This window comes from Heyndrickxia camelliae, from assembly GCF_002844575.1.
Taxonomy (GTDB): Bacteria; Bacillota; Bacilli; order Bacillales; family Bacillaceae_C; genus Margalitia; species Margalitia camelliae.
In genome coordinates, this window is record NZ_PIQO01000047.1 from 1 (window position 1) to 8,064 (window position 8,064).

The 8,064-nt window shown below is 28.9% G+C and carries 18 protein-coding genes; 1 reads left to right on the top strand and 17 read right to left on the bottom strand.

The annotated features are described in order from the left end of the window. Nucleotides 1-73: 73 nt before the first annotated feature. The 11 genes from CWO92_RS25750 to CWO92_RS24660 all read right to left on the bottom strand — a co-directional run bounded on the left by CWO92_RS25750 (nt 74) and on the right by CWO92_RS24660 (nt 5,688). Nucleotides 74-223, bottom strand: coding sequence for a hypothetical protein (locus tag CWO92_RS25750; RefSeq protein WP_165786786.1), 150 nt, complete (start codon nt 221-223; stop codon nt 74-76). Nucleotides 224-300: 77 nt separating this feature from the next. Further along, the gene (locus CWO92_RS24615; protein WP_101356805.1) at nt 301-1,284 is read right to left on the bottom strand and encodes an AimR family lysis-lysogeny pheromone receptor; all 984 of its coding nucleotides are present in this window, start codon (nt 1,282-1,284) and stop codon (nt 301-303) included. 573 nt (nt 1,285-1,857) lie between these two features. Next, nucleotides 1,858-2,286: a TIR domain-containing protein gene (locus CWO92_RS24620; protein ID WP_101356806.1), complete on the bottom strand. Its 429-nt coding sequence runs from the start codon at nt 2,284-2,286 to the stop codon at nt 1,858-1,860. A gap of 15 nt (nt 2,287-2,301) precedes the next feature. After that, nucleotides 2,302-2,967: a hypothetical protein gene (locus CWO92_RS24625; protein ID WP_101356807.1), complete on the bottom strand. Its 666-nt coding sequence runs from the start codon at nt 2,965-2,967 to the stop codon at nt 2,302-2,304. 35 nt (nt 2,968-3,002) lie between these two features. Continuing rightward, nucleotides 3,003-3,191, bottom strand: coding sequence for a hypothetical protein (locus CWO92_RS24630; protein WP_101356808.1), 189 nt, complete (start codon nt 3,189-3,191; stop codon nt 3,003-3,005). Between the two features lie 26 nt (nt 3,192-3,217). Then, nucleotides 3,218-3,781, bottom strand: coding sequence for a hypothetical protein (locus tag CWO92_RS24635; protein ID WP_101356809.1), 564 nt, complete (start codon nt 3,779-3,781; stop codon nt 3,218-3,220). A gap of 23 nt (nt 3,782-3,804) precedes the next feature. Beyond that, nucleotides 3,805-4,107, bottom strand: a complete 303-nt coding sequence (locus CWO92_RS24640; RefSeq protein WP_165786787.1) for a helix-turn-helix domain-containing protein — start codon at nt 4,105-4,107, stop codon at nt 3,805-3,807. A 16-nt stretch (nt 4,108-4,123) separates the two neighbouring features. Next, a complete protein-coding gene (locus CWO92_RS24645) occupies nt 4,124-4,552 on the bottom strand; it encodes an HNH endonuclease (RefSeq protein ID WP_101356811.1) in 429 nt (142 codons plus the stop codon). Nucleotides 4,553-4,590: 38 nt separating this feature from the next. Continuing rightward, the gene (locus tag CWO92_RS24650; protein WP_101356812.1) at nt 4,591-5,130 is read right to left on the bottom strand and encodes a DUF4241 domain-containing protein; all 540 of its coding nucleotides are present in this window, start codon (nt 5,128-5,130) and stop codon (nt 4,591-4,593) included. A gap of 32 nt (nt 5,131-5,162) precedes the next feature. Then, nucleotides 5,163-5,372 (bottom strand): hypothetical protein, encoded by a 210-nt coding sequence (locus CWO92_RS24655; RefSeq protein ID WP_101356813.1) that lies wholly within the window; start codon nt 5,370-5,372, stop codon nt 5,163-5,165. Nucleotides 5,373-5,427: 55 nt separating this feature from the next. After that, the gene (locus CWO92_RS24660; RefSeq protein WP_101356814.1) at nt 5,428-5,688 is read right to left on the bottom strand and encodes a hypothetical protein; all 261 of its coding nucleotides are present in this window, start codon (nt 5,686-5,688) and stop codon (nt 5,428-5,430) included. Between the two features lie 86 nt (nt 5,689-5,774). Here CWO92_RS24660 and CWO92_RS25755 point away from each other — a divergent pair, with 86 nt between their 5' ends. Continuing rightward, nucleotides 5,775-5,951 (top strand): DUF8096 family protein, encoded by a 177-nt coding sequence (locus CWO92_RS25755; RefSeq protein ID WP_165786788.1) that lies wholly within the window; start codon nt 5,775-5,777, stop codon nt 5,949-5,951. A gap of 51 nt (nt 5,952-6,002) precedes the next feature. Here CWO92_RS25755 and CWO92_RS24665 read toward each other — a convergent pair whose 3' ends face one another. From CWO92_RS24665 to CWO92_RS24685, 6 genes are all read right to left on the bottom strand, one after another. Next, the gene (locus CWO92_RS24665; protein ID WP_101356815.1) at nt 6,003-6,350 is read right to left on the bottom strand and encodes a DUF4064 domain-containing protein; all 348 of its coding nucleotides are present in this window, start codon (nt 6,348-6,350) and stop codon (nt 6,003-6,005) included. A 20-nt stretch (nt 6,351-6,370) separates the two neighbouring features. Continuing rightward, complete coding sequence (locus tag CWO92_RS24670) at nt 6,371-6,913, bottom strand: DUF4352 domain-containing protein (RefSeq protein ID WP_101356816.1); 543 nt, start codon at nt 6,911-6,913, stop codon at nt 6,371-6,373. A gap of 73 nt (nt 6,914-6,986) precedes the next feature. Then, nucleotides 6,987-7,199 carry a hypothetical protein gene (locus CWO92_RS24675; RefSeq protein WP_101356817.1) on the bottom strand — a complete coding sequence of 71 codons (213 nt, stop codon included), beginning with the start codon at nt 7,197-7,199 and terminating at the stop codon, nt 6,987-6,989. A gap of 95 nt (nt 7,200-7,294) precedes the next feature. Further along, the gene (locus tag CWO92_RS24680; RefSeq protein WP_133120618.1) at nt 7,295-7,525 is read right to left on the bottom strand and encodes a hypothetical protein; all 231 of its coding nucleotides are present in this window, start codon (nt 7,523-7,525) and stop codon (nt 7,295-7,297) included. A 14-nt stretch (nt 7,526-7,539) separates the two neighbouring features. After that, the gene (locus CWO92_RS25760) at nt 7,540-7,713 is read right to left on the bottom strand and encodes a hypothetical protein (RefSeq protein ID WP_165786789.1); all 174 of its coding nucleotides are present in this window, start codon (nt 7,711-7,713) and stop codon (nt 7,540-7,542) included. A 73-nt stretch (nt 7,714-7,786) separates the two neighbouring features. Beyond that, nucleotides 7,787-7,987: a hypothetical protein gene (locus CWO92_RS24685; RefSeq protein WP_101356819.1), complete on the bottom strand. Its 201-nt coding sequence runs from the start codon at nt 7,985-7,987 to the stop codon at nt 7,787-7,789. Between the last annotated feature and the right edge of the window lie 77 nt (nt 7,988-8,064).

Genomic DNA, 8,064 nt, shown 5'->3' on the forward strand with positions numbered 1-8,064 from the left:
TTAACTGATATCGCCAATGTATTATGTACGCTTTGCTTGTTCGGTTATGTAATTTTATTTCTTTCTGAAAATTCTACGGTTTCACACCACCTCCTGGATCATATCCTGCCGTTGCAGCCGTATCTGTAGTTTCTGCATTTGATTTATGCACTATACTGAAACCGGCTAATACTACCCCAACTAATATAACGCAAACGATAATTTTCAATATTTTCTTTTTCATTCATTCTCACCTCCTTTCAAGTTTTATGCCCCCAAAGCTGATAAGACTACTTCTCTTTCGCCAAGTTTCCTTAACTCTCAAATTGATAGTTGCTTATAAAACTTTTCATTACAAGCGTTAAAATGCTCAATAGATTTAAAAAACATATCAGCATCATTGTTTAATAAACCACGGTAGTAATAATTAAAACCTAATTGATGATCAGATAATTGCTCCATGGAAATATTATTCAAGATAACATTTGCTTGTTTTTTGTTTCCAACCTTTATATAATAGAACAATTCGTTTGAAATATCTCTATCTTGATCTAATATATAATTTTCTGGCTTGTCCCAAAGCAAGTTAACAAAATTCATACTTTTTTTAATTTCAAACTCCGATTTATCTGTTTTACATTCAAATGCTTTATTTAAATACATCATTGATTTCTCATATGATTTGAACATTAAAGCATTGCCAGCATTCAAATAGATGAAAGTTTTCAAAGCTTCCGGCGCATCTTCAATTAAAAGAAGCTTTTCTAATAGTCCTCCAAGTTTTCCATTGTGTAAATTACAAGAAATACTGATTAAAAGAAACCTTGCATAGTATGAGTTTTTGATAAAATTATTACTTATTTCTTTAATATTTTCTTCTATTTCTTCAGATAATCTATTTAACATTGTCACATTTCTGCTTTCATAATAACAATAAAATAATAGAATTTTAGAATATGCTTTCATTTCTTTAGAAATATAACTTCTACTATTTAATTTTAAAATACATTCACTATCAACTTTTGGATCATGTCCTATCCTACTATCAATTTCATACACAAAAGCCCATTCTTTACTTTCGAAATTTTCACTATTCTTAAGTTCATCAATTAAATATTCTTTTACATCTTCTATTCTATTTACCGTAACATATTCGAGTAGGAGTCTGGCTGTTATACGATTTTTATTAAGATTTTGGGCATATTCCATTAACAATTCATCAAATTTTTCAGGATAACGATGCTTTACTATTTTTAATAATCCATCAATCTTTTCACAATCTGAATCGTTGTCTTTACGCAGCATTTTGACAATGATGATCCCGAACTGTAGCCACTTATAGAGGACAATTCTTTTGCCAATCCACGATTATTTTCACAATCTTCAAGTATCAATTTTTTTAACATATGCCTTTACCCCTTTTCTATCGAATATTTCTGAATCTATAATCATTTTAGTTTATTCGATATTAAGAGTCAATAATTTATATTAATTTATTTTTATAAATTATTTAACTAATTTATATGTAGGTTTTTCTTGTTTAATACCATCGTCATATTCATAAATTATAAGATTCTCTTCAAAGTAAAGTCTTACCTATTCAAACTGTCGTTTGATTTTAGAAATTAAATGTTCCTTCTCTCTAAAAGTATTGTAGAATTCAGTACCCACTACTAGCATACTTTAGAAGCACCACATTTATTATTATATTGATTTATTTATAATTTGCCAACTATTTTTTGAAAGAATATGTAGAATTTTGACCAAATAAATAAAATGAAGACTACTTTCACCTCACTTTCTATAATCAAATTTGTGTTTAATCTAATTCATCAAACCAATCATAATATAAGTTTATCTGTCCATTTCTTTTGCAAGTCAAATTTCACTCCAATATTTCAATGAGTGCTCTACAGCTTTTCGTTTAAAAGGAATGTGTAAAACTGGTTTATCCCTTAATATTGGTGGACATCTTAAATTGTCAATTCCGTTTACCTTATTTAGATTAACTGCGATTATTGGGATATCCATAGATAGTGCCAATTCGATTTCCCAACGAACATATTTATATAAATTTTTTGTTTTCTCCCCAATTAATACTATTATTAATTTAGTGTTTTTCATTCTTTCTCTTAAATTCCTCTTTATTGTTTCTTCACTACTCCAAGGTCTGATTGTATTTATTTCATGTGCATTATGAAATAGTATATCTATATTTTCATTTTCCTTCCAAGCTTTCAAAAGATTATAGTAACGCATATCTATATCTGCATCAAAACAAATATAGGTTTTATTTCTATAAGCCATTCCAATCCCCCCTATTTATCTAGTATTTGCCTTCGGCATAGATTTAGCCAATAATATAGTAATAAACGTAAAAACATTTATTAGTTGAGAAATTTCAACCCACAATCCAGTCAAATCCTGAGACTTTGCAAGATCGTTATCAATCACAAAAGATTTTGCCAATGAAAACATAATTATTTTTTGATGATGATTAGAGCTAGATATATTAAAATGTTCTGGAGATAAATATAAATAGATATAATTGTAACAAACCATCATAAATATGAATGAGATGAAAAGTGAAATAAATCTTCGCCTGACCCTGTGTACTGTTTGGTGCTCTTCTAATAGTGCTGTTTCTTCCCACAAATGATAGTAAAAATAAGTATACAAATTTGAACATAGAAGATAAATTACAATCCAAAATACCCATGCGTTTTTATAATCTAAAAAAAATATCATAAGTACAAATATAAATTTTAGAATTATAAAAAAATCAATAGCAAAATTTCTATTTTGTCTAATTTTAATCAATATGATATCATGAGAACGGCCACTATATACTTTTTTAGTAATAGTATTAGATAATTTTTTGATCCATTCCACAATATTTAGATAGAATAAAATATTCATAACACCTATAACAATAGGATAAATAATCCCATTGTCAGTACTTCTTTCTACTCTTCGATTATTATACAATTTGCAATCAATCCCTCAAAAAAATTAATCTTTTATCATAATGTTTCTTCATACTCATTTATCATTTCTTTCAACTCACCTAAGCTAACTAAATTATTCATGTGCATATTTGATATATACCTATAATGACACTCATCATGTACAGCTTCATAAATGTTACCATCTACTACCATAATATCATCAGTTTCTTTCAAAGGTTGGTTACATACTTTACATTTAATCATTTATATCCTCCAATAAAACTAAAATTTCATTTACTTTTTTTAAAAGCACCGTTGTTTCTCATATTTGTCATTAGTTCTGGATTGTCATTTTCTACATCATAAAAATAAATTTGATCAACATGGTTTTCTATATCCCAATTTGAAATGCTATGTTCATTAGTAGTTAATAATATTATCTTTCTTGAATTAGTCTCATCTAATTCTTGTAGAAAATTCTCATACCTATTTGGGTTATCAAATACACTTTGGACAGGGAAAAATAGAGTGAATGTCTCTTGATTCCCACGTGGGTTAAATTTTGTATGTCTTGAATAGCTACTAATATTAACAATCATACTACCTAATCTGTAATTTATTGTAGATTTAATGGGTTCAGGTAACATCTTTTTCTGAAATGCTCGATTAACATTGTATGCTATATCTGCCATGTAATTTGTTCTGATAATTCCTTTGGTAAACTCTTTATTTAAGCAACCAAGTGTGACTCGTAGCTTTGCGTCATCGTCATATCCTTTCAAAAGTAGCCTTTTATCGTTTGGATTATTTAAAAAGTTAAGTATATTCTCTATAGCTCTTTCTTTATCCGTCAAAAAACTTCCCCCCACTTCAATAGTTATTTCAATTTTTCTAGAACACTGATAAACTTCAAAACCTCTTCTGGATTAATACCTTTTTGTTCAAATAACTCTATTACTTCCTTCCATTTTGAATCAACAGAAGTGTTAAAAATTAATTCCTCAAGTGTCACATCTAACCCAATTGCAATCAATTCTAATCTTGCTAATTTCGGTATTTGATCCCCACTTTCAATCTTAGACACATAACTTTTAGTAACATCCATTTTGTTTGCCAATTCTTCCTGAGTAATTCCTTTTGACTCTCTAATATTTCTTACCCTTTTGCCTATATTAATCAATATAAATCAAATCCTTTTATTTTAGATATTCTTCAACAAGTGATAAATCTAACTTCCAATCTTTAATTTTATTTCTTTTCATCGATTTTATACTTACTTCTTGAACAGCAAGCATCCAATCAAGTTCATCACATTCATTTACCTTCATAAAGTGTTCCTTAGCTTCTTGATCTGTTCCAACTAACTTAGCTCTACCGTAATGTATAGTATTATGACAATCCTCACAAATACCAATTATATCAACTAATTTTTGGATATGGTCTTCTTCATCAAACTCCCAAACCTCATGAGCATGTAAAGTTTCTTGTTTTTCATAACATATTTGACATTTCATCATTGCTTTTTGGTAAACTAATTTTCGTATTTTATCCCAATCAGATTTATATTCTGATCTTACATTTTTACCCCATGTTGACTTTGGGATTACTTCTAAAGTTAGTTCCATTTTTTTCTTCCTCCTAATGTTTTAAATGATTTCTTTTATTATTCTTCCTCTATATCGTTATCTATGAATACAATTTTTATTGCTACAACACTATCATTTTCATCTCTAATCGTAAATAATTTGTAGCCTCCGTCACCATACCCACTAGATGATACTACTCCACCTATTGTGATTCCCGCTCTTTCTTTTGTTTCTAATGTTAGGTCGCATATGTGACTATACCATTTCTCTCCTTTTTCTTCCTGGATTTCTGAACTAAGAAAATTAGAAGGCATTGAAACCTCATCATTCCTAAACACTGCAAGGTCGAAGATTCCCGCTTGCCCACTATCCACTCCAATAATAGTTTTCTCAAGTTTCCAATCTAATTCATTCAATTTTTCAATAGACTTATGGAATGCGATTAATTCACCGTTACGTATTCCCCATTCTCCCTCATCAAATTGCTTGATATTTGCTATCCATTCTCCTATTTTTGTATTATTTAATTGCGCTTGACCCCATGAACCTTCTTCATAACATGGATCTGAAACCATTACATTCCCTGAGTGCAATTCAAAATTTCCTAATTCAATCATTTATGTTCTCCCTACTTGATAAAATGATTATTTTAATCTTTCAAATTTTTATTTATCTCATCGTCCATTTTTCTAAATCCAATAATAATTATTGACAATATGCCCCAAAAGAGTGTTGACTTCAAATCTTCCCTACCATCTATAAAAGCATCTATTTCGTTAATAATAAAACAAACAAAAAATCCTATCCAAAAGCTGTTATTGTTTATTAAATTTCTTATTGCAATTTTTATCTTTTTCATTACCGCACCTTTTTCAATCTATTTAGTAAACTATCAATGTGAAAAAGAAATTTACTTATTTTACCAACTCCAATTCCGGCACATTTACTTTCCTATATTTTACACCAGCCTTTAAGTCCATCTCAACAAAATTTCTGAAAATTAGACCATGCCGCATAGATTCTGTCATATTTAGTCCTGTTTTGTAACCAATAATAAATTTCTCTGCTTCTTCCTTAGTGTTAAAAGATTCAATAGGTAGTTTAGAAAACTCTACTATGATGTGAAATCCTTCTTGATCCTGTATGTAGTCAATTTGTTCGATATTCGCTAACATAATCATTCTCCTTTTAATTTATTTTTATATTTGTTAATTTGCAATTGTTATTAGTTCGTTTATAATTAATAATTGGTGATTAAAAAATGACTAAAACTAAAACAAAAGGCATTGATGCAAGTATTGTTTACGATTATAAAGAATTTCCTGATGCACAAGGTGGAGTTTGTGATAATTGCGGTACTAAGCATTTTCAATCAACCGTTAAGGATTACAAATTCATTCGAGTTTGTCGTAACTGTGGATTGACAAAGAGTATATAAATTTATTTGTTTTATATTATCCAAAAGGGAGAATAAATCTCCCTTTATTCATTAAGCATTTACTGAATGATCCTTATCTTTTCTAAACAGTCCCATTAATCCTGCAATTAATAACAATACTGATGGCAAGATGTAAAACATAGAGATACAAATTAAACCACCAATTGCAGAAATTAATAAGAAAATTCCTCCAAGTTTTGCTTTTGACCTAACTACTACAGATCCAACAATACCTAATATGGATAATAATACCGCACCCCAACCTAATCCAATTATTTCACTTTCTCCCGATGAATTAAAAGCCGCATCAACACCACCTATGAATAAAGCCATAAATGCTCCAATAAACCCAAAAATTCCACCTAATAATCCTAATACAAATTCTGTAGTTCTTTTCATTTCCCTATTCCCCCATATTTTTATTGTAGATTAATAGTTACTGTCTGATTTTCAATAAACATGTTAGGTTGATATATCAGCTGTAATTTCTTATCATTTTCAGGTGCTTCAAAAGTTACTGTACCCTCAACCTTTCCACCTGAAGCCAATTCTCCCGATTGTAAAGCTGTATCCTGATCAACTGTTGTAATTGTCGTATCTGATATTTGTCCATTACTATTCTTTAATTGAAAGTAAAATGGATTATAGTCAATATTTTCTTTGCCGTTATTTTCTATTTTTATGTGCACAATCTCAAAAATATTTCCTTTTTTAGGTGTGTCAAACTCCACACCCTTTGAAGTTTCAACCTTTGTCACAGTAATAACAGCGTTACCTAATTTAACTTTATCTCCTACATTAAATACTTTTTTAACTTGTTCTTTTTTCTCTGCAGGTTTCTCTGTTTTTACTTCTTTCCCATTTTCTTCCCCTACTTTACTACCAGTATCTGTTTCTAGTGAACAAGCAGATAGCAACATTCCGCACGTTAACAATGCAGAAAATAATACTTTTTTCTTCAAAGTAAATCCCCCCTTATTTTTTAAGACAACATGAATATTTTACCATGTTAGTAAACGAAATTGTAACAATAATCTACAAATTTCGATTACATATTCTCAATAAGTTGTTACAAATTTGCTCAATGGTTATATCACCATCTTCAATATCTCTTAAAGCTTCATCAGAATTTAAGTTCGCAAATGCTCCTTCTGAAACATAATCCAGAAAACAGTTTACAACATTCTCCTTAGTTGGTTCACAAATGTAGCCAGTTGTTTCTAAAACCTCTTTAAACAAATTATTCATAATATGATCCCCTCCCACTTATTATTAATCACATTATATCAATTTATTTTTATAAATACATGTTATTTTATTAATTTATTTATAAAAATAAGTCATCAATTTGATGACTTATTAACCATACGTAATATTTTATTTAGTTGATATTTTACATAGTCATCACTGTTCTCATACTTCATTAATCCTTCATCATTGATCCCAAAAGCAAAAAGTTCAATTATATTTTTAATTTTTTCATACTCGTAATTCATGATTATTTTATTTTTATAACTGATATCAAGTAAATGTATTGCCTCTTCATATTTATCTTCGCTTAATTCATACAACAATTGTAACACCCTTTCTAATTTAGATATTCAACTTTATTCCTACATAAAGCTTTCACAATATCTCTGTATAGTTTCTTAGTCATGACTCCATTTTCCAATTGAATGGTTCCCATGTTCTTACGTCCATTTGTTTCTATGACAGTAGCTGTTAAGGTCGTGTTGTAGTGGTTAAATTTGAATCTTCTCATTATAAAACCTCCTACATATATTTAATTAATTTAAAAGCACTCTATTATTTACATATAATCTTTGTTATGCACATTAAAGACCTATTTCTGACCAATCAACTTCTTGAGGTTTATAACCCTTTTCGTTTGCATTTGATAAATAAAAAACAGGTGCGAGATTATCGTTAATGTGAAAATTTCGTCTCACTATGTCATTTACTGACAATCTAACCTTTTTTGTTTTATCTTTAACTCTTTGTAATTCTATAATTAATTCTTCAACTGTCCATTCCATTTTCTTAACTCCTTTGTTACGTATAATGGGTCTTATATTCATTTTAAAATGGATATTTTATCTAGTAATTACTAAGC

Bases quoted from the DNA above. Each gene is read 5' to 3' on its own strand.
- CWO92_RS24655 (WP_101356813.1), bottom strand. From the start codon at position 5,372: ATGAAAAAGATAAAAATTGCAATAAGAAATTTAATAAACAATAACAGC.
- CWO92_RS24645 (WP_101356811.1), bottom strand. From the start codon at position 4,552: ATGGAACTAACTTTAGAAGTAATCCCAAAGTCAACATGGGGTAAAAAT.
- CWO92_RS24620 (WP_101356806.1), bottom strand. From the start codon at position 2,286: ATGGCTTATAGAAATAAAACCTATATTTGTTTTGATGCAGATATAGAT.
- CWO92_RS24630 (WP_101356808.1), bottom strand. From the start codon at position 3,191: ATGATTAAATGTAAAGTATGTAACCAACCTTTGAAAGAAACTGATGAT.
- CWO92_RS25760 (WP_165786789.1), bottom strand. From the start codon at position 7,713: ATGAGAAGATTCAAATTTAACCACTACAACACGACCTTAACAGCTACT.
- CWO92_RS24650 (WP_101356812.1), bottom strand. From the start codon at position 5,130: ATGATTGAATTAGGAAATTTTGAATTGCACTCAGGGAATGTAATGGTT.
- CWO92_RS25755 (WP_165786788.1), top strand. From the start codon at position 5,775: ATGACTAAAACTAAAACAAAAGGCATTGATGCAAGTATTGTTTACGAT.
- CWO92_RS25750 (WP_165786786.1), bottom strand. From the start codon at position 223: ATGAAAAAGAAAATATTGAAAATTATCGTTTGCGTTATATTAGTTGGG.
- CWO92_RS24675 (WP_101356817.1), bottom strand. From the start codon at position 7,199: ATGAATAATTTGTTTAAAGAGGTTTTAGAAACAACTGGCTACATTTGT.
- CWO92_RS24685 (WP_101356819.1), bottom strand. From the start codon at position 7,987: ATGGAATGGACAGTTGAAGAATTAATTATAGAATTACAAAGAGTTAAA.
- CWO92_RS24660 (WP_101356814.1), bottom strand. From the start codon at position 5,688: ATGTTAGCGAATATCGAACAAATTGACTACATACAGGATCAAGAAGGA.
- CWO92_RS24615 (WP_101356805.1), bottom strand. From the start codon at position 1,284: ATGCTGCGTAAAGACAACGATTCAGATTGTGAAAAGATTGATGGATTA.
- CWO92_RS24665 (WP_101356815.1), bottom strand. From the start codon at position 6,350: ATGAAAAGAACTACAGAATTTGTATTAGGATTATTAGGTGGAATTTTT.